This window comes from Roseomonas aeriglobus (assembly GCA_016937575.1).
GTDB classification, from domain to species: domain Bacteria; phylum Pseudomonadota; class Alphaproteobacteria; order Sphingomonadales; family Sphingomonadaceae; genus Sphingomonas; species Sphingomonas aerigloba.
Window position 1 is genome coordinate 1,414,813 of the sequence record JAFHKN010000002.1, and the last position, 19,317, is coordinate 1,434,129.

Consider the following 19,317-nt stretch of genomic DNA (forward strand, 5'->3'; position numbering starts at 1 on the left):
ACGCGTTACCGCCCGGCCGGTCGGCCGTCGAGCGCGCGGTTGAGCAGCAGGACGTTGACGCGGGGCTCGCCAAGTATACCGAGCAGCGGATGCTCGGTGGCGCGCTCGACCGCAGCGCGCACGCTCGCCGCGGTGAGCCCGCGGGCGCGGGCGACCCGGTCCACCTGATACAAAGCCGCCTCGGGGCTGATATGAGGGTCGAGCCCCGAGGCAGAGGCCGTCACGAGGTCGGGCGGAATAATGCGACCTGAGGCGGATGGCGTTTGGCGCGCGATGTCGGCACGCAGGCGGTCGGCGAGCGCCTGGGATGAAGGGCCGAGATTCGAGCCGGCCGAAGCAAGACCGTCATAGCCCTTTCCGGCCGCCGACGGGCGCGGGCGGAAATAGCGGTCGGCGGTGACACGCTGGCCGATCAATTCGGAACCGACCACCTCCCCGCCATCGCGGATCAGGCTGCCGTTCGCCTGATGCGGGAAGATGGTCTGGCCCATAACGGTCATCGCAAGCGGGTAGGCGACACCCAGTAAGCCGGCGAACAGTCCCGTCATGACAAGCGCCGGGCGTAGCGCGGTGGTGATATCCTTGAGCATGATAATTCCCTTAGGCGAGACCGAGGCCGGTGACGGCGACGTCGATGAGCTTGATGCCGGCGAAAGGCGCAACGAGACCGCCTAGGCCGTAGACGGCGAGGTTGCGAGCCAGCAGCGGGCCGGCGGCCATCGGCTTGTAGGTGACGCCCTTCAGCGCCAGCGGCACCAGCGCGGGGATGATGAGCGCGTTAAAGATGATTGCCGACAGGATCGCGCTTTCCGGCGTGCTTAGGCCCATGACGTTGAGCGCGCCGAGGCTTGGGTAGAGCGCTACAAACATCGCCGGGATGATTGCGAAATATTTGGCGACATCGTTGGCGACTGAGAAGGTGGTCATCGCGCCTCGGGTCATCAGCAACTGCTTGCCGAGGCCGACGACCTCTATCAGCTTGGTCGGATCGCTATCCAAGTCGACCATGTTGCCCGCCTCACGCGCGGCCTGGGTGCCGGTGTTCATCGCGACACCGACATCGGCCTGGGCGAGCGCGGGCGCGTCGTTGGTGCCGTCGCCGCACATCGCGACCAGCTTGCCGCCCTGCTGTTCCTTGCGGATGAGCGACAGCTTGTCCTCGGGCGTGGCCTGCGCCAGGAAATCGTCGACCCCGGCTTCGGCTGCGATCGCGGCGGCGGTCAGCGGGTTGTCGCCGGTTATCATGACGGTGCGGATGCCCATCGCGCGCAGTTCGGCGAAGCGTTCGCGGATGCCGGCCTTCACGATGTCCTTTAGGAAGATAGCGCCGAGCAGCTTGCCGTCCTTGGCGACCGCCAGCGGCGTACCGCCGGCACGGGCGATGGCATCGGTGATGCGGCGCAGTTCGTCAGCGGCCGGCGTCGCGCCAAGGCCGGTATTGACCTTCAGCACCGAGTCTACCGCGCCTTTCTGGATGAGCGCGTCGGCCGTGCGGACGCCTGAGATGCGGGTCTGGGCGGTGAAGGGGATGACCTCCGCATCGTGCGGAAGGGCGGTCAGGGCAATGCCGAAGGCATCGCGGGCAAGGACGACGATCGAGCGGCCTTCGGGCGTTTCGTCGGCTAGGCTGGCAAGCAGGGCCGCCTCGGCCAGCTCGGCCTGCGTCGCACCCCCGACCGCGCGGAACTCGGTGGCTTGGCGGTCGCCGATGGTGATCGTGCCGGTCTTGTCGAGCAGCAGCACGTCTATGTCGCCGGCGGCCTCCACCGCACGGCCCGACTTGGCGAGCACGTTGAAGCGGACCAGCCGATCCATGCCGGCAATGCCGATCGCAGAGAGCAGGGCGGCGATCGTCGTCGGGATAAGGGTGATGAGCAGCGCCGCCAGAATCGCGACCGGCACGCTGCCGCCCGCGTAGGACGCAAATCCTGGCACCGTCGCGACCGCGATCAGGAAGATGATCGTCAACCCGACGAGCAGGATGGTCAGCGCAACCTCGTTCGGTGTCTTCTTGCGCTCGGCGCCTTCGACCAGCGCGATCATGCGGTCGAGGAAGCCTTGGCCTGGATCGGCAGTGACGCGCACGGTGATCCTGTCGGACTGGACACGCGTGCCCGCAGTCACGGCCGATCGGTCGCCGCCCGCTTCGCGGATGACGGGTGCGCTCTCGCCAGTGATCGCGGCTTCATTGACGCTCGCCACGCCGGCGATGACTTCGCCGTCCGCCGGGATCAGTTCTCCCGCGGAGATGACCACCGTGTCGCCGGCGCGCAGCTGGCTGGCGGGCACCTTTTCGCAGGTGTCCCCGACGCCCAGCAGGCGCATCGCCCACAGTTCGGCTTTGGCGGCCCGCAGGCTCGCCGCCTGCGCCTTGCCGCGCCCTTCCGCCAGCGCCTCGGCAAAGGTGCCGAATAGGACGGTCAGCCAAAGCCAGACGATGAGCTGGAGCTTGAAGCCGGCTGCAAGGCCGTCGCCGCCGATCGCAAGCAGCATAGTCAGCAGCAGCGCGACGACGGCGGTGACGAACATTACCGGGTTGCGCACGAGTTGCGCGGGGGAGAGTTTGCGAACCGCATCGAGCAGCGCAGGCGCGATCAGCTCGGGCGTGAACAGGGTGGCGGCGCGGGCCATAGGATCGATTCCTTAGGAAAGCTGGCCGCGGATCATCGCGAGATGATCGGCGATGGGGCCGAGCGCGAGGCTGGGCAGGAAGGTGAGGCCACCCAAGATCAGGATGATCCCGACCAGCAGCCCGACCCACAGGCCCCCAGTCGTCGGGAACGAGCCCGTCGAGGGCGGCGTGTAGCGCTTGGCGGCGAGCGAGCCGGCGATGGCGAGCATCGGCACGATCACGAAGAACCGCCCGACCCACATCGCGATGCCGAGCAACGCATTGTAGTACGGCGTGCCCGAGGTGATGCCGCCGAATGCCGACCCGTTGTTTCCGACCGCGCTAGTGAAGGCGTAGAGCATCTCGGTGAAGCCGTGCGGCCCCTTGTTCAGCGGCCCCGCCAGGCCGGCAGATGTGACTGCGCTGACTGCGGTCATCCCGAGGATTGTCAGAGGCAGGACGGCGATGGCCAGGACGGCGAGCTTCACCTCGCGCGCCTCGATCTTCTTGCCGACATATTCGGGCGTGCGGCCGACCATCAGCCCGGCGACGAAGACCGCCAGGATGGCGAACAGCAAGAAGCCATAGATGCCCGCGCCGACGCCGCCGATCACGACTTCGCCCACTTGCATGTTGAACAGCGGGATCATGCCGCCCAGCGGCGTAAAGCTGTCGTGCATCGCATTGACCGCGCCGCACGAGGCGGCGGTGGTGACGACCGAGAAGAGCGCGCTGGCGGCGAGGCCGAAGCGGACTTCCTTGCCCTCCATGTTCCCGCCGGCAAGGCCCAGGGAGTGCAGCAGCGGCGTGCCGTTCGCTTCCTGCCAATAGGTCACCGCCGCGCCGGCGACGAACAGGATCAGCATCGCGCCGAGGATCGCCCAGCCCTGGCGGGTGTCGCCCACCGCCTTGCCGAAACACCATGTCAGCCCGACGCCAATCGCAAAGATCGACAGCATCTGGACGAAGTTGGTGAGCGCACCCGGATTCTCGAACGGGTGCGCCGAATTGGCGTTCAGAAAGCCGCCACCGTTGGTGCCCAGCAGCTTGATCGCTTCCTGGCTGGCGATCGGCCCCAGGCTGAGGGTCTGCTTGGCGCCTTCGAGCGTCGTCGCCACGACCTGCTGGTCCAGCGTCTGCGGCACGCCGCTGGCGATCAGGAACAGCGTATAGACGACGCAGATCGGCAGCAGCAGGTAGAGCGTGACGCGCGTCGCATCCGCCCAGAAATTGCCCAGCGTTTTCGCCTCGCGCCGGGCAAAGCCGCGGAACAGCGCGAAGGCGAGGGCGATGCCGGTCGCCGCGCTCAGGAAGTTGTGGATCGTCAGCCCCAGCATCTGGCTGAGGTTCGACAGTGTCGCCTCGGGCGAATACCATTGCCAGTTGGTGTTGGTCGTAAAGCTGATCGCGATGTTCCACGCGCCGTCGGGCGCGACGCCGGCCGTGTCGGGCGCGTTGAGCGGTAGGACTGCCTGCAACCGCAGGACGGCGTAAGTCAGCAGCAGCAACGCGACATTGAACGCCAGCGTGTGCACGGCGTAGCGCCGCCAGCCCATCTCCGCGTCTGGATCGACGCGCGCGAGCCGGTAGAAACCACGCTCGACAGGGCCGAGCACTGTGTGGAGCGGCGTTCGGCGCCCCTCGTACAGCGCAAAAATCCAGAGCCCTATCGGCTTTGCCAGCGCGATGAGGCAGGCGACGAACAGCGCGATGAGCGCCCAGCCTTGCACGGTCATGTCAGAAGCGCTCCGGTCGCAACAGGACGGCGACGAGATAGGCGAGCAGCAGAACGGCGGTGATCGCCGCTAGCGTCAGGTCGATACCCATGGCGTCAGGCCGCGTCGCACAGGCGGATGAGGGCCAGCGTCGCGGCGACAAGCCCGGCCAGGCCGGCGAGCCAGAAAAGATCGGTCATGTTGCAAATCCCGAATGATGTCGGGGAGGCAGCTAGGATGCGCGGCCATTAAAATGCGTGGGGGAAAACGCCTGCGCGCCATAAGGATCCCATAAGAATGGGTGCGGCGGCGGCCCCTGCCGCCTATCGGATCAGGATGACCGAAGCTGCCGCTCCTTCCCCCGACGCGCTGCTCGCCGCCGCCCGCCAAGATGGGCGGGGGCGGCTCAAGATCTTTTTGGGCGCCGCGCCCGGCGTCGGTAAGACGTTCGAGATGTTGCGCGAAGGGGCGGAGCGGCTACGTGACGGCACCGATGTCGTCGTCGCGGTGGTCGAAACGCATGGCCGCGCTGAAACAGCAGCGCTGGTCGATCCCTTCGAGATCGTTTCCAAGCGCGCGCTCGACTATCGCGGTCACCGGTTGGAAGAAATGGACCTGGACGCCGTCCTCGCCCGCGCACCGTCGCTCGCGCTGGTCGACGAATATGCTCACACCAACGTCGAGGGCAGCCGCCATCCGAAGCGCTGGCAGGACGTCGCCGAACTGCTGGACGCGGGTATCGACGTCTATACGACGCTGAACGTCCAACACCTCGAAAGCCTCAACGACGTCGTTGCCAGTTTCACCCGCGTGCGGGTGCGCGAAACGGTGCCCGACAGCGCGTTCGAGGGCGCGGAGGTCGAGGTCGTCGACCTTCCGCCCGACGAACTGATCGCGCGGCTTAGGGACGGCAAGGTCTATGTGCCCGAGGAGGCGAGCCGCGCGCTCGGTCATTTCTTCTCGAAGCCGAATCTGTCGGCATTGCGTGAGATGGCGCTGCGTCGTGCCGCGCAGAGCGTCGACCGCGCGATGCGCGAACATCTTGACGCACACGCCGTCGCGGGGACTTATGCCGGCGCGGAGCGGGTGCTGGTCGCGGTCAGCGAGCTCGCCGGCAGCGACACGCTTGTCCGCGCGGCGAAGCGGCTGGCGGATGCGCTGCATGCCGACTGGACCGCGGTGTTCATCGAAACGCCACGCGCGGAAAGTTTCGGTGACGACGACCGCCGTCGGATTGCAGATGCTCTGGCACTCGCAGCCAGTCTCGGCGCGTCGATCGCGACCTTGCCGGCGGAAAGCGTCATCGCCGGGCTGACCGCGCAGATCATCGCGATGCGGGCGACACAGCTCGTCATCGGCAAATCGCGGCGCAGTTGGTGGTTCGAACTGCGCCATCGCTCGGTCGTGGCGGCGATGCTGGAGAGCGGCGGCGGCCTAGCGGTCCACGTCATTCCCGCGGGGGACACGACGCCGAGACGCCCTACGCGCCGTAAGCCACCCAAGCCTGCGCCCTACTCGATTGGTCTGGCGATGGTAGCCGCTGCGACCGGGGTTGCGTGGGCGATCGAGCCCTATCTCGGCACGGGTGCGCTCGACCTCGTCTATCTGGTGCCCGTGTTGATCGCCGCGAGTCGGCTCGGTCTGCGTCCCGGCCTCTTCACCGGCCTCGCCGCTGCACTCGCCTATAATTTCTTCTTCCTGCCGCCGATCCACACCTTCACGGTCGCCGATCCGCGCAGCGTCGTGACGTTGCTGGTTCTGCTCGGGGTCGGTGCCTTCACCAGCCATCTCGCCGGGGGCCTGCGCTCGCGCGCGGCGATCGGTGTGCGGGGCGCGCGCGAGAATGCCGCGGTGGCCGCTTTCGGACAAGCGCTGGCGCGGGTCGGGGATGCGGAGGCGACGGCGCAGATCACCTGCGATCACGTCGCCCGGTTGCTCGCCGTAGATACCGTGCTGCTCGCTCACCGCGACGGTCGGCTGGAACCGGTCGCTGGCACGCCCGCCGATCCGACGATCGGTCCGGTCGATCAGGCTGCCGCCGAATGGACCGCGGCGCGCGGCGAGCCCGCCGGCAGCGGAACGGCGACGCTGAATGCGGCGGACTGGCAGTTCCATCCGCTGCAGACCGCGATGGGCGTGCTGGCGGTGCTCGGCATCGCCCGCCACGACGGCCGCGACCCGCTGCCGCCCGACCGCGCGCTGTTGCTGACGACGTTAACCGGGCAAGCGGCGCTGGCGCAGGAGCGATTGCGGCTTGAGGTCAATGCCAAGGCGCTGTCGGTGCTGCAGGAACGCGATCGACTGCGCGCCGCCCTGCTGTCGTCGATCGGCCATGACCTGCGCACACCGCTGACCTCGGTCATCGCCGCGATCGATGCGATGGGGCCGGGGCCACACGTCGCCGCCGCCCGCGCTGAGGTCCAGCGACTGAAGCGCTTTCTGGACAACCTCCTCCAGATGGTCCGCATCGACACCGCCGCGCTGACGCCCGAGATGGAAGCGACCGACTTGACCGACGCGGTCGCCGCCGCTGTCCGCGACCTGCGCGACACGCTCAAGCACAATCGCATCGACTTCGACGTACCGGCGACTCTGCCGCTGGTCCGCGCCGACCCGCGGCTGCTGCACCACATCCTCATCAACCTGCTCGCCAACGCTGCGCAGCATGGCGGCGCCGGCACCCCTATCCGCCTGATCGGCCGCCGCGAACGCGATGCCGTGACGCTGGCCATCGCGGACGCTGGGCCGGGTCTGGGAGACAAGGCCGGCGACATCTTCAAAAGCTTCGTCCGCGGTACCGGCACCGACCGCAGCGGCGGCAGCGGCCTGGGCCTCGCGATCGTCAAGGGCTTCGCCGACGCAATGAAGGTGGAGGTCATGGCGCTCACGTCCCCAGAGGGAGGGGCGCAACTCACCTTGCGTTTTAGCGATTTGGCATAACCTCCTCGAGTGCGAGCATGCCTGAATAAGATGGCCGGACCGGCCTTTGGAATCGAAACAGATGAACGAGCGGCTGCTTTCCGGAATTAAGTTATAACGCACGAACGTCCACAATTGGGTCAAGTTAACCCGGCCAACCCCAGCCCTACGCTTTGCCCTGCAAGTCATTGTCTGTGCGGGGATGCCGAGGCAGACACCAGTCAGCCATACGATTCGTAAGCCAATAACGGCATCGCAAAACCGCGCAGCTTCTCCTAAGTCGCGCCATTCGGCGTCACCAGAACCGCAAATAAATGTGGGGAAAAATAGTGGGCTGAATATCGCCCGGGTCGCCAAAAACGGCAAAACACTGCCGATTTCCGCTTGACCATGGTGACCCCTACGGGAATCGAACCCGTGTTTCAGCCGTGAAAGGGCCGCGTCCTAACCGCTAGACGAAGGGGCCACGTCGCCGTGGGCTGCGCTCCGTTAGGCAAGGACGCGGCGGGGGTCAACTGTGTTTCTTGGCTTTTCGTGTCGTGTCTTTGTCAATCTGCCCACGCGGCATCGTCGATGTGGAGTTCGGCGGCCCGGCTGCTCGACCAGTCGTCGATCTTGGCGCGGCCGGCGAGCCACAGGCGGCGGTGCGGTGCGGCGCCGAGCAGGGCGACGCCGAGCGCCGTGTCGGCGGCACGGAAGGCCATGGCCTTCAGGCTGCGGCCGTCGTTGCCGGCGACGATGGTACGGACGTGGCCGTTGCCGACGACACTCGCCCTGACGATCCGCACCGGGCCGGCGGCAACGCGCGGAGAGGGCCAGCCCATGCCATAGGGGCCGCCGACCTCCAGCGCCTCGACGAGATCCGGGCAGACGCCGGCGGGGGCGAGAACGGCGTCAAGGAGCAGCGCGCGGTTCTCCGAGGCGTGGGCGACGGCTTCGGCCAGGCGTTCCTCGAGGAAGTCGGCGAAGGCGGCGACCTTGTCGGCGTCGATCGTCAGACCTGCAGCCATGGCGTGACCACCGCCGGCGATCAGCAGTCCGTGTTCCTTCGCCGCCATCACCGCAGCGCCCAGGTCGACGCCGGGAATCGAACGGCCCGAGCCCTTGCCGACGCCGTCGCCGTCGATCGCGATGACGATCGCCGGCCGACCGAGTCGTTCCTTCAGCCGTCCCGCAACGATACCAATCACGCCCGGATGCCAGCCTGCGCCCGCGACGACCGCGACCTGCCGATCGACACCGAGCATCGCATCGGCATCGCTTTGAACCGCGAGCTCGATCGCGCGCCGTTCCTCGTTCAGCCGGTCGAGCTCCTCGGCGATCACGCGCGCCTCGTCCGGGTCGTCGGTGGTGAGCAGGCGGACGCCGAGATCGGACTTGCCGACGCGGCCACCGGCGTTGATCCGCGGGCCCAGCGCGAAGCCGAGGTCAGTCGCAGTCGGCGCGCGAGTCAGCCGCGACGCGGTGATGAGCGCGTCGATCCCGGGATTCCGGCGATTGGCCATGACCTTCAGGCCCTGCGCGACATAGGCGCGGTTCAGGCCCTTCAGCTGTGCCACGTCGGCGACCGTGCCCAGCGCGACGAGATCGAGCAGGTCGAGCAGCCTCGGTTCGGCGCGGTCGGCGAAAAAGCCCCGGGCGCGCAGCGTGCGGAGGAGCGCGGCGCCAAGCAGGAAGGCGACGCCGACGGCGGCCAGATGGCCGTGCGCGGCGCCGTCGCCCTCGTCGAGGCGGTTGGGGTTCACGAGCGCATGCGCAACGGGCAGGGCGGAGGCGCATTTGTGATGATCGACGACGATCACGTCGATGCCGGCGTCACGCGCGTCCTGCAGCGCGTCGAACGCCTGGGCGCCGCAGTCGACCGTGACGATCAGGCTGGCGCCCTGTTCCCCGAGCCGTCGCATGGCGATGCCGGAGGGCCCATAGCCTTCGATCAAGCGATCGGGGATGTAGGCCGTGGGCGCCAGGCCGAGGTCGCGAAGCAGGCGGATGACCAGTGCCGCGGAGGTCGCGCCATCGACGTCATAGTCCCCGAACACGGCGACAGCTTCGCCGGCCTGCACGGCATCGGCAAGGCGTTGCGCGGCGCGGTCCATGTCGCGAAAGATCGACGGGTCGGGCATGAAGCCGCGGATGCTGGGGCTGCGGTGCGCCTCCAGCGCCTCGCGCGGGCAGCCGCGCGACAGCAGCAGCTGCGTCACCAGATCGTCGGGCACGAAGCCGCCGCCGACGTCGCCAGCCAGGCCCCGCCAACGCCATGGTTGGCCGAGGATCGACCGCTCGATGTTTAGAACCGGCGTCATGATGGGCGAAGGATCAGAGATACCATGGCTGTTCACGGAACCACTTGGTGACGACGTATTTCGTCCCCTTGGTCACGGCGGTGCCTTCGTGCAGCGTCATCGGGTTCGGACTGCCATCGGGGTTCATGTTGTTCCACGTCAGCAGCATGCGGCGGCGCGGCGGGATCTTGATGCCGGCCTGCGGGAACCAGGTGGCGCCGCCTTCCTCGACCTCGTTCAGATAAAGCATCGCCGTCCAGGTCCGCTGCCCGCCTTCCTCGGTCATGCGCTGCCAATAGGGCTGGCTGCCCTGAAAATAGTCGTGGTGTGCGCGGAACTGCTGACCCGGGGCATAGCGCTGGCCCTGCATGGTCTCGCCATGCGGCGGATCGATGCCGAGCAGATGCGCGATGCGCTCGTCGATCGGTCGGACGAGCGGCGAGAAGCGGTCCATGTCGCAGCTTTCGCTCGTCCGATACTCCGGGTCGGGCGCGTCGGACAGCAGCGTCGACGGGCGGCGATGGCGGTCGATCAGCGCCATCAGCGCGTCGCATTCGGCATTGGTCAGAAAATCGAGTTGATAATAGACCTGCGCGCTCGGCACCTTGGCCTGTACGACCGCCGGGTTCGCTTCCAGACGCGCCGCGACCGACTGGCTGAAGGCGGCGCGGGATTTTGAGGGCAGATCCGGATTGTCGACGGGTTTGCGAGCCATGACCGGCAAATCGCGCCCCGCGCGACCAAAAGCAAGGGGGCCGGCCGTCGCCGGCCGGCCCCGTATCGCCACGCTTACCAGAAGATGTCGTAGATCACGTCCACGACCTCGCCCGTGTCGATGTCGACCAGCAGCGCGTCGTTGTAGTAGCGGACCCAGCGGTATGGACCATAGGCTGGCGGCAGGCGGTAATCCCACGGGTCGTTGATCCAGTAATTCTGCTGGAACAGGATCGAGCCGAGCGTGATGCCGATGCCGAAGCGCTGGTAGCCATAGTTGTACCCCCGCGGCGGATAGTAGCGCGGCAGGCGATAGGCATAGCGGTTGCTGCCGCGCCAGCCTTGCCAGTCGTACCGGCGATCGTTGCGCCATTCGCGGTTCCACCGCTGCTGGCCGCCGCGGTTCCAGTCGCCGCCACGATTCCAGGTGCCGCCCCGGTTCCAGTCGTTGCGGCGGGGATCGCGGTTATAGTCGCGGCGGTCGTCCCGGCGTTCGGTACGGAAGTCCCGGCGGTCGTCGCGACGATCCTGACGATATTGATCAGGAGTCACGCGGCCCTGGACGAGATCGCGGCGATCCTCACGGCGTTCCTGACGGAAGTCCTGCCGATCGTCGCGACGATCCTGACGAAAGCCGTCGGGGCGCTGAACGGAGCCGCCGTTGGCACGGGCGGCATCACGCTGGGCACGGAAAGCGTCCCGATCGAATGCCGGACGCTGCACCTGCCCCTGGACCTGGACATCGGCCTGGACGCGGGCCGCCTCGCGCTGCTGGCGGAAGGCATCGCGATTGAAGGTCTGGCCGCCGGCCTGAGCCTGCGCCCGCGCGGCTTCGCGCTGCGCACGGAAGGCGTCGCGGTCGAAGCCCCCGCCGCCGCCGTTCGGCCGGGCGGTACGTTCGGGCCGCTGGAACGAGTCCATGCTGCGCTCGGGCCGAGGGGGCGGGGCGGGGCGGTCCGCCTGGGGGGTGCCGTCGCCACGGCCGGGCCCGCCGCGGCGGCCCTGCCATTCCTGCGCGCTCGCCAGCACCGGCGAGAGCGCGGTCGCCGCGACCAGCGCGGACAAGATGAACTTCTTCATGGACCAACTCTCCACTCGCCGGTCCCCCGGCCCTTCGTCGATGATGCCGGTTTACGGGAGGCGAGGTGAGCCGTGGCTGAATTGCGTTGAAAGCGATTAGTCAGGAATCGGCACGTTCGGCGTTCAGCGTTTGACGGGCGACAGCGCCGGCACGTCCTTCGCTGCTTCGGACGGGTCGATATCGGGCGGTGGCGCGGCCTCCAGCGTTTCGTCCCCGCGCGCGACGGCGGCGGCCTGGAGTATGGCGTCGATCAAACGCGGGTAGATGCCGCAGCGGCAGAGGTTCGTTATCCTTGCGCGGACATCGTCCTCGGTCGGATTGCGGTTGGTGCGCAGCAGAGCCTGCGCCGCCATCACGACGCCGGGAATGCAGTAGCCGCACTGCGCGAGGTTCGCGGCGAGAAAGGCCTGTTGCAGGGGGTGATTGCGGTCACGCGACAATCCTTCGATCGTGGTGACAAAACTCCCTTCGAGCGCGCCGATCCGGACGGTGCAGGATCGGACCGCGCGCCCGTCGATATCCACCGTGCAGGCGCCGCAATCGCCACTGCCGCAGCCATATTTGGTCCCCGTCAGGTTCGACGCGTCGCGGAGCGCGAACAGCAGGGGCGTCGCGGGATCCATCGCATAGTGGACCGGCTGATTGTTGACGGTGAAACGGGTCATCGCACGGCAGGTCCTAACCTGTCACATCCTGACGCGAAAGGCGGAACGCGTGGCCGCATCCGGTGTTTGACGAGGCGAATCGACGAACAACGCTCAAGCGAAGGAGGCCCGCGATGCCCAAGGTGCTCAGCCAGTTTTCGATCACGCAGGAGGCCGATGGCTATGTCCTGCAGATTGAGGACGAGGACGGCGAAACGACCGAATTTAGCGCGACGCTGGAGCAGATCGATGACATCGCGATCGCGATAGAGGATTTGGACATCGTCGATGAGGATGATCCCTCCCTATTGGGCGAAGACGATGATGAGCGCGAGCCGGACGAGGAATGAGATCATAGTCTCTTTCCCCGGCGCTTCGTGTCGAGCCTGTCGAAGCACGGACGAAGTGGCCGCCGTTCGAGATGCCGCGTTCTAACGGCTACCTCAGCGGCGCGGTACCGGGGTCGGCGCCGTGACCGGCTCCACCGACAGCGGCCGGGGTCCCTGAGCCGTCGTATAGAGCAGCGCATCGCCACCGAGCGTCCGGTACAGCTCTGTCAGGTTCTGCGCCTGCGCCAGCCGGGTGGCGACCAGCGACCGTTCGGCCGAATAGAGCGAGCGCTGCGCATCCAGGCTTTGTAGGAAAGTGTCGATCCCACCGCGATAGCGTGCATCGGAGAGCACATAATTGTCGCGCGATGCCGCCAACAGCGCGGTCTGGGCGCGGACCTGATCGCCGATCGTGCCACGACGAGCGAGGGCGTCACTGACCTCGCGGAAGGCAGTCTGGATCGTTCGCTCGTAGGTGGCGAGGTCCCGATCGAAGGTTGCGCGGGCTTGGTCGACCTGGGCGCGGCGCGCACCGCCGGCAAAGATGTCGTAATCGACCCCGCCGGTCGCACTCCAGGTGAAGGCGTTGCCGCTGAACAGGCTGCCCAGCGCGCCGCTGGCAAGGCCGAGCAGACCGGTCAGGCTGATTCGCGGAAACAACGCAGCCCGCGCGGCGCCGATCCGCGCATTGGCGGCGCGCAGGTCATACTCTGCCTGCACGACGTCGGGGCGGCGAAGCAGCACCCCGGAATCAAGGCCTGCCGGCAACTCCGCAAGCGTCGGCACCACCGCCTCGATCGATTCGGGAAGCAGTGTGGGATCGACATCGGCACCAACCAGGAGCCGTAGCAGATTGGCATCCTGCGCGAGGGCGGTGCGCTGCTCCGCCAGGTCCGAGTTGGCCTGGGCAAGCACAAGTTCAGCCTGGCGCAGGTCGGTTCGTGGCGCGATCCCACCGGTCAGGCGGGCGCGGGTCAGGCGCACGCTGGTTTCGGCGCTGCGCGCCGTGCGCTCGGCAATCTGCAGGAGGCTGCGGTCGGCGGCGTAGCTCGTCCAGGCGTCCGCAATATCGCCGACCAGCGCGAGGCGGGTGGCACGCGCTGCCGCTTCCGTCGCGAAATAATCCTCCAGCGCTGCCCGGCTGAGCGACGCGAGCCGCCCGAACAGGTCGATTTCGAACGCGTTGATCCCGACACCCGCCGAAAAGCTGTCGTTCACGCCGCCGCCCGATGCCACCGAGCCGTCCGGCGTGCGGGCGGCGCCCTTGCGGATCGATGCGTCGCCGCTCGCCGCGATCGTCGGGAAGCGCGCCGCGCGCTGGATGCGGAACTGGGCGCGGGCGATCGCAATATTGGCCGCAGCGATCCGCAGGTCGCGGTTGTTGACGAGTGCGGTCTCGATCAGCTGCTGCAAGCGGGGATCGCGGAAGATATCGCGATAGCTGACCGCCGGCAGCGCGGCTTCACTTTCACGCAGATAGGCGTCGCCGATCGGCCAGGACGGCGGGACGGGCGCGACCGGCCGCTCATACGTCGGGGTCATCGAACAGCCGGCGAGGGCGGTCGCGACGAGCAGGGTGATCGCACGGCGCATCACGCGTCTCCCTCTGCCGCCTTGGGTTGGCCCTGGAACCCGGTCGGCTTGCCGCGCAGCTTCGCCAGCCCGTCGCGCACCCCGCGACGGACAAGGACGAAGAACAGCGGGATGTAGAAGATCGCGAGGATCGTCGCGGTCAGCATGCCGCCGATCACCGCGGTGCCGATGGCGATGCGGCTGTTGGCTCCCGCACCGGTCGACAGGGCAAGGGGCAGCACGCCGAAGATGAAGGCAAGGCTGGTCATCAAAATCGGCCGCAGGCGCAGTCGCGCCGCCTCCAGCGCGGCATCGATGACGCGGGCGCCCTTTCGTTCGGCCTGTTCGGCGAATTCGATCATCAGGATGGCGTTCTTGGCGGCCAGGCCCATCGTCGTGAGCAGGCCGATCTGCAGATAGACGTCGTTCTCGAGCCCGCGCAGCGTGACCGCGAAGACCGCGCCGACTAGCCCGAGCGGGATGATCAGCAGCACCGCCGCCGGGATCGACCAGCTTTCGTAAAGCGCGGCGAGGCACAGAAAGACGACGAGTAGCGACAGACCATAGAGCAGCGGCGCCTGCCCCGCGGATAGCCGTTCCTGGTAAGACAGTCCCGCCCAGGCGACCGAGGTGCCCGGGATCTGGCTGGCGAGCTCCATCATACGGTTCATCGCTTCGCCAGAACTGACGCCGGGCGCCGCCTGGCCGGAGAATTCGAAGGCCGGCACGCCCGAGAAGCGCGACAGCGTCGTGGGCGCGGTCGCCCAGCTGATCGTGGCAAAGGCACTGAAGGGCACCATCTGGCCATCGCTGCCGCGGACGAACCACTTCGCGATGTCTTCCGGTGCCGCCCGATAGGGTGCATCGCCCTGGACGTAGACACGCTTCACGCGGCCGCGGTCGATGAAGTCGTTGACGTAGCGGCCGCCCCACGCGGTCGACAGCGTCGTGTTCACGTTCGCCTGGGTGAGGCCGAGCGCGGACAGCTTGGTCTGGTCGATGTCGATCTTTAGCGTCTGGATGTCGGGCAGGTCGGTCAGACGGACGGCGCGAAGCTGCGGGTCGGCGGTCGCGGCGGCAAGCAGCCGCTCTCGCCCGGCGACGAACTGGTCGCGGCTCATCCCGCTGGTGTTTTGCAACTCCATCGTGAAGCCACCGGTCTGGCCGAGGCCGCGGATCGAGCCCGGCACCAGCGCGAATACTTCCGCGTCGCGGAGCCCCCTGAACGCCGCACTGGCACGATCGGCGATCGCATCCGCACTGTTTTCGGTGCCCTTGCGCTCCGCCCAGTCCTTCAGGTTGAGGAAGCCCTGGCCGGTGTTCTGGCCCGACGCGCCGCCACCGCCGCCGCCCGCGCTGGTCAGCATGACGTCGACGTTCTTGCCCTCGGCCCCCAGGAAATAGTCGATGATCTGATCCTGGACCTGGCGGGTCCGCGCTTGGGTTGCGCCGGCCGGAAGGCGGAACTGAACCTGAATGCGGCCCTGATCCTCGGTCGGAAGGAAGCTGGTCGGCAGACGGAAGAACAGGACCGCCAGGATCGCGACGACCCCGGCGTAGATCAACAGGAACAGCCACTTGCGGTCGATGACTTTCCGCGATGTCTCGACATAGCGGTCCGACATGCGTTCGAAGAAGCGGTTGAACTTGTCGCCCATCCTGCGGAAAAAGCCGGCGACACGCGGAAACTTGCGGTCGGCCCAGCCCTGGTGCCCGTCGCCTTCGCCCTTCTGCTTCAGCAGGTTCGCGGTGAGAGCAGGGCTCAGCACCAGCGCCACGACGACCGACAGAATCATCGCCGACACGATGGTGATCGAAAACTGGCGGTAGATGACGCCGGTCGACCCGCCGAAGAACGCCATCGGGAGGAACACCGCCGACAGGACCAGCGCGATCGCGATCAGCGCGACGGTGATCTCGTTCATCGATTCGATCGTCGCCTCGCGCGGCGACATCTCGGGATTTTCCTCCATCAATCGCTCGACGTTCTCGACGACCACGATCGCGTCGTCGACGAGCAGGCCGATGGCGAGGACGAGGCCGAAGAGGGTGAGCGTGTTGACCGAGAAGCCGGCGACCGCGAACACGGCGAAGGTGCCGAGCAGCACGACCGGCACGGCGATCGTCGGAATAAGCGTGGCGCGCCAGCTCTGCAGGAACACGAACATCACGATGACGACTAGGATCACCGCCTCGATCAGCGTCTTCACCACTTCCTCGATCGACAGCTTGATGAAGGCGGTCGAATCATTGGGATAGGCGTAGGCCAGGCCCGGCGGGAAATTGCGTGCGGCATCCGTCATGAAGGCGCGCACGGCCTCTGCCGTCGCCAGCGCGTCGGCGCCCGGCGCGAGGTTCACCGCGATGCCGGCGCCCGGATGCTTGTTGGTGCGGCTGACCGAGGCATAGCTTTCCTGCCCCAGCTCGATCCGAGCGACGTCCGCCAGCCGCACGGTCGCGCCGCTCGGTTGGGTCTTCAGGATGATCTGCGCAAACTGTGCGGGCGTCTGCAGGCGCGACTGCGCGGTGACGGTTGCGTTCAGCATCTGCGTTTCGGCGTTCGGAACGCCGCCGACTTCGCCCGCTGCGATTTCGGTGTTCTGGTTCTGAATCGCGGTGATGACGTCGCTGGGCATCAGCTGCACGGCGGCCAGGCGTGACGGGTCGAGCCAGATGCGCATCGCATATTGCGATCCGAAGACGTTCGTCTCGCCGATGCCGGGAATACGCCCCAGCGCATCCTGCAGGTTGGAGACCAGATAGTCGGACACGTCGGCATTCGTCATCTTGTCGGTCTGGTCATAGACCGACACGATCATCAGGAAGTCGGGGTTCGACTTGGTGACGCGGACGCCTTGCTCCTGCACTTGCTGGGGCAGGCGGCTGATCGCCTGCTGGATGCTGTTCTGCACCTGCACCTGCGCGATGTCCGGATCGGTGCCCTTTTCGAACGTCGCGGAAATCGTCACCGATCCGCGCGAGGATGAGGACGACGTGAAGTACAGCAGGCCGTCGATGCCGGTCAGCTGCTGCTCGAGCACCTGGGTCACGCTGTTCTCGAGCGTTTCCGCCGACGCGCCGGGGAAGGTTGCGCGGACGTTGACCTGCGGCGGGGCGACGTCGGGATATTGTTCGATCGGCAGCGTCATCAGCGCGCCGACACCGGCGAGCATGATGATGATCGAGATCACCCAAGCGAAGATCGGGCGATCAATGAAAATGCGCGAGATCATGCGGATTTCTTCGCGCTGTCATCCTTGCGCCCGCCGGCGGGCGGCGGCGCGACGCGCTGGATCGCGCCGGCCGGGACCGGGCGGATGTCGGCGCCGGGCTTCAGGCGGCCGAGGCCCTGGGTAATGATCTTGTCGCCGGCATTCACGCCGCCCGTGACGACCCAATAGGCGCCTTGCGTCCGGACCGCCGTGACCTGCCGCTGGACGGCCTTGTTGTTGTCCCCAACGACATAGATGGTCGCGGTACCCTTCGCGTCGCGCGATACCGCTTGTTGCGGAACCAGGAAGGCGTTGGGCTCGATCGCCTGGTTGAATTGCGCCCGGACGAACATGCCGGGGAGCAGCAGGCCGTTGGGGTTGGGGAAGCGGGCACGCAGGGTGACGGTGCCCGTTGCCTGGTCGACCGTCACTTCGGTGAACTGGACGGTACCGGTAAAGCCATAGTCGCTGCCGTCCTCCAGCTTCAGCCGAACCTGTGCGCTGGCCGGCATGACGTCGCCGCGCGCGAGCGAGCGGCGGAGCGCCAGCATCTCGGCCGCCGACTGCTGGATGTCGACGAACATCGGGTCGAGCCGCTGGATGACCGCCATCGGATCGGCTTGGTTGTTGGTGACGAGCGCACCGACTGTTGCCAGGCTGCGTCCGATGCGGCCGGTGATCGGTGCAGGCACGCGCGTGAAGGCGAGGTTGACCTGCGCGGTTTCCAGCGCCGCGCGGTTCTGCGCGACCTGCGCGCTGGCCTGGCGCTGGGTCGCGATCGCGTCGGTATAATCCTGTTTGCTGACTGCCTCCATCTCGGCGAGCGGGCGATAGCGTTCGGCGCGGATGCGGGCGGCTTCCGCGGTCGCAGCCGCGGCGGCAACGTTGGCGCGGGCCTGATTGGCGGACGCTTGATAGAGCCGCGGGTCGATCTGGTAGAGCGTCTGCCCGGCGCGGACGAGTGCGCCTTCGGTGAACAGGCGGCGCCGGACCAACCCGGTTACCTGTGGGCGAACCTCCGACGTTTCGAACGCGGCCGTGCGCGCGGCGAGTTCGGTCGGGAGGGGGACAGCCGTCGGCCGGGCGATGACATAGCCGACCTGCGCCGGGCCCCCGCGCCCGCCCTTGGCGGCGCCGCCCTTCGACGTTTCCGCCTTGTCGCCACTACCGCAGGCGCCAAGAGTGAGGATAAGGGCGGCCGCGATGGCGCGCGAAGGATGGATGTGCACGGGGCAGTTCAACCGATAGCCAGAGAATTGGTTGCGCGAGCGGTACGACGCGTCGGCTGGCGCACAAAGCGTGAAATTGTAACTGAAATGTACGGAGAGATGACCATGATCCTTCACGACTATTGGCGGTCGTCGGCCGCGTACCGCGTTCGTATCGGGCTGAACCTGAAGGGCGTGGGGTTCGAGTCGGTGTCGCACGACCTACGAGTCGGCGAACAAAGGTTGCCTAGCTATCGAAATGTCGCACCTCAAGGCCTTGTTCCGGCTTTGGAGAACGACGGACACGTCCTGACGCAGAGCCTGGCGATCCTGGAGTGGCTGGACGAGACCTATCCGGACCCGGCCTTTCTTCCGAGCGACGCGGCCGGTCGCGCACGGGTCCGCGCGCTTGCCTATGTCGTCGCCATGGACATCCACCCGGTCAACAATCTGCGCATCCTGAAGGCGCTGAAGGTCGATTTCGGCGCGGATCAGGACGCCGTGGACGCGTGGGTTCGGCGCTGGATCGGGGAGGGCTTTGTCGCGCTGGAGGAAATGGCGGGGGAGGGCGCGTATCTCTCGGGCGACACACCCGGCCTCGCCGACATCTGCCTGGTGCCGCAGTGGTATAATGCCGAGCGGTTCGCGCTCGACACTGCCCCCTATCCGAAGCTCGCCGCCATTGTGGCGCGAGCGAACGATCACCCTGCGTTCGCCGCCGCCCACCCCAGCCGTCACCCGCACGCGACGGATTGACGCCGCGGTGCAGCACGCCTAGGCGGCGCGGCAGATGGTGCCCGCAAGGGCGAAGAGGGAAGCCGGTGCAAGTCCGGCGCTGTGCCCGCAACTGTAAGCCGGGAGCCTAGGGTCAACACGTCACTGGGCACGCAAGTGTCCGGGAAGACGACCCGAAGGTGACGATCGGCGAGCCAGGAGACCTGCCATCGCGTCGTTCGTCGCCGGGCCGGGTCCAGCCATGCGCGTCGGGGAATGATCCCTTCGTAACGACAGCCATGTGGCCGTAGTCGCG

14 protein-coding genes, 1 tRNA gene and 1 riboswitch are annotated in these 19,317 nt (G+C 67.2%); of the genes, 3 read left to right on the plus strand and 12 right to left on the minus strand.

What is annotated here, in order from left to right; translation table 11 throughout:
* Positions 1–5: 5 nt before the first annotated feature.
* Genes kdpC through kdpF form a run of 4 tightly spaced genes read right to left on the minus strand, consistent with a single transcriptional unit; the run spans position 6 to position 4,438 of the window.
* Positions 6–578, minus strand: a complete 573-nt coding sequence (gene kdpC / locus JW805_07200; GenBank protein ID MBN2971800.1) for a potassium-transporting ATPase subunit KdpC — start codon at positions 576–578, stop codon at positions 6–8.
* A 22-nt stretch (positions 579–600) separates the two neighbouring features.
* The gene (kdpB, locus tag JW805_07205) at positions 601–2,631 is read right to left on the minus strand and encodes a potassium-transporting ATPase subunit KdpB (GenBank protein MBN2971801.1); all 2,031 of its coding nucleotides are present in this window, start codon (positions 2,629–2,631) and stop codon (positions 601–603) included.
* 12 nt (positions 2,632–2,643) lie between these two features.
* Positions 2,644–4,347 (minus strand): potassium-transporting ATPase subunit KdpA, encoded by a 1,704-nt coding sequence (kdpA, locus tag JW805_07210; protein MBN2971802.1) that lies wholly within the window; start codon positions 4,345–4,347, stop codon positions 2,644–2,646.
* Between the two features lies 1 nt (position 4,348).
* Positions 4,349–4,438: a K(+)-transporting ATPase subunit F gene (kdpF, locus tag JW805_07215; GenBank protein ID MBN2971803.1), complete on the minus strand. Its 90-nt coding sequence runs from the start codon at positions 4,436–4,438 to the stop codon at positions 4,349–4,351.
* 224 nt (positions 4,439–4,662) lie between these two features.
* On the opposite strand from kdpF, the gene JW805_07220 reads away from it, so the two are divergent.
* Positions 4,663–7,266 carry a sensor histidine kinase KdpD gene (locus JW805_07220; protein ID MBN2971804.1) on the plus strand — a complete coding sequence of 868 codons (2,604 nt, stop codon included), beginning with the start codon at positions 4,663–4,665 and terminating at the stop codon, positions 7,264–7,266.
* A 370-nt stretch (positions 7,267–7,636) separates the two neighbouring features.
* Here the strand turns inward: JW805_07220 and JW805_07225 are convergent.
* From JW805_07225 to JW805_07245, 5 genes are all read right to left on the minus strand, one after another.
* A tRNA-Glu gene (locus tag JW805_07225) sits at positions 7,637–7,711 on the minus strand.
* 82 nt (positions 7,712–7,793) lie between these two features.
* Positions 7,794–9,548 carry a single-stranded-DNA-specific exonuclease RecJ gene (gene recJ / locus JW805_07230; GenBank protein ID MBN2971805.1) on the minus strand — a complete coding sequence of 585 codons (1,755 nt, stop codon included), beginning with the start codon at positions 9,546–9,548 and terminating at the stop codon, positions 7,794–7,796.
* Positions 9,549–9,561: 13 nt separating this feature from the next.
* Positions 9,562–10,242 carry a 2OG-Fe(II) oxygenase gene (locus JW805_07235; GenBank protein MBN2971806.1) on the minus strand — a complete coding sequence of 227 codons (681 nt, stop codon included), beginning with the start codon at positions 10,240–10,242 and terminating at the stop codon, positions 9,562–9,564.
* A gap of 74 nt (positions 10,243–10,316) precedes the next feature.
* On the minus strand, positions 10,317–11,321 hold the full coding sequence (locus tag JW805_07240) for an RcnB family protein (GenBank protein MBN2971807.1): 1,005 nt from the start codon (positions 11,319–11,321) through the stop codon (positions 10,317–10,319).
* Positions 11,322–11,444: 123 nt separating this feature from the next.
* The gene (locus JW805_07245; GenBank protein MBN2971808.1) at positions 11,445–11,987 is read right to left on the minus strand and encodes a (2Fe-2S)-binding protein; all 543 of its coding nucleotides are present in this window, start codon (positions 11,985–11,987) and stop codon (positions 11,445–11,447) included.
* Between the two features lie 113 nt (positions 11,988–12,100).
* Here JW805_07245 and JW805_07250 point away from each other — a divergent pair, with 113 nt between their 5' ends.
* Positions 12,101–12,316: a hypothetical protein gene (locus tag JW805_07250; protein ID MBN2971809.1), complete on the plus strand. Its 216-nt coding sequence runs from the start codon at positions 12,101–12,103 to the stop codon at positions 12,314–12,316.
* 93 nt (positions 12,317–12,409) lie between these two features.
* Here JW805_07250 and JW805_07255 read toward each other — a convergent pair whose 3' ends face one another.
* Genes JW805_07255 through JW805_07265 form a run of 3 tightly spaced genes read right to left on the minus strand, consistent with a single transcriptional unit; the run spans position 12,410 to position 18,308 of the window.
* Positions 12,410–13,888 (minus strand): efflux transporter outer membrane subunit, encoded by a 1,479-nt coding sequence (locus JW805_07255; GenBank protein ID MBN2971810.1) that lies wholly within the window; start codon positions 13,886–13,888, stop codon positions 12,410–12,412.
* Positions 13,888–17,100, minus strand: coding sequence for a multidrug efflux RND transporter permease subunit (locus tag JW805_07260; GenBank protein ID MBN2971811.1), 3,213 nt, complete (start codon positions 17,098–17,100; stop codon positions 13,888–13,890). Before JW805_07260 ends, JW805_07255 begins: the two co-directional genes overlap by 1 nt.
* Positions 17,097–18,308: an efflux RND transporter periplasmic adaptor subunit gene (locus tag JW805_07265; GenBank protein ID MBN2971812.1), complete on the minus strand. Its 1,212-nt coding sequence runs from the start codon at positions 18,306–18,308 to the stop codon at positions 17,097–17,099. Before JW805_07265 ends, JW805_07260 begins: the two co-directional genes overlap by 4 nt.
* A 105-nt stretch (positions 18,309–18,413) precedes the next feature.
* On the opposite strand from JW805_07265, the gene maiA reads away from it, so the two are divergent.
* Positions 18,414–19,043 carry a maleylacetoacetate isomerase gene (gene maiA, locus JW805_07270; GenBank protein MBN2971813.1) on the plus strand — a complete coding sequence of 210 codons (630 nt, stop codon included), beginning with the start codon at positions 18,414–18,416 and terminating at the stop codon, positions 19,041–19,043.
* 18 nt (positions 19,044–19,061) lie between these two features.
* A riboswitch (cobalamin riboswitch) is annotated at positions 19,062–19,248 on the plus strand.
* Positions 19,249–19,317 lie beyond the last annotated feature (69 nt).